Origin of the sequence: Mesorhizobium sp. M0633 (genome assembly GCF_040320645.1) — a bacterium.
Lineage (GTDB): Bacteria > Pseudomonadota > Alphaproteobacteria > Rhizobiales > Rhizobiaceae > Mesorhizobium.
In genome coordinates this window covers 1-692 of record NZ_JAMYQC010000128.1, presented here as the reverse complement: position 1 = coordinate 692, position 692 = coordinate 1, and the positions used below count along the sequence as shown (strand labels likewise).

Below are 692 nucleotides of genomic sequence, written 5' to 3'. Positions count from 1 at the left end.
ACGGCAGGGGCAATGCGCAGGATCAGCCGCGGATCGAAAGGCGAGGGGATCAGGAACTCCGGACCAAAGATCGGCGTCTCGCCGGAATAGGCACGCGCGGCAACGTCGGACGGCTCTTCGCGGGCAAGCGCTGCAATCGCTCGCACAGCAGCCATTTTCATCTCTTCGTTGATGGCGCTTGCGCCGCAATCCAGCGCGCCACGGAAGATATAAGGAAAACAGAGTACGTTGTTGACTTGGTTGGGGAAATCGGAGCGGCCCGTGCAGATCATCGCGTCGGGCCGCGCTGCCTGCGCCGCTTCCGGCATGATCTCGGGATTGGGATTGGCCAGCGCCAGGATGAGCGGCTTGGGCGCCATATGGTGCAGCAATTCCGGCTTCAGCACGCCGGCGGCAGACAGGCCGAGAAACACGTCGGCGCCGGGCAGAACGTCGGCCAGCGTGCGCGCCTCGGTGTCCTTCACATAGGGGTCTTTCCAGCGGTCCATCTCCTCGACACGGCCTTTATGGGCGACGCCGAACCGGTCGGTGACCCAGATGTTTTCGACCCGCGCGCCGAGCGAGACCAGAAGGTTGAGGCACGCAAGCGCCGCAGCGCCGGCGCCTGACGTGACTATCTTGATGTCCGAGATGGACTTGCCGGCGAATTCCAGCCCATTGAGCACAGCGGCGGCGACGATGATGGCGGTGCC

At 64.2% G+C, this 692-nt stretch carries 1 protein-coding gene; it reads right to left on the bottom strand.

The window, feature by feature from the left end; genetic code table 11:
- Positions 1 to 692: malic enzyme-like NAD(P)-binding protein (locus NKI47_RS34985; protein WP_352596404.1), on the bottom strand; the 692-nt coding region annotated here is incomplete at both ends.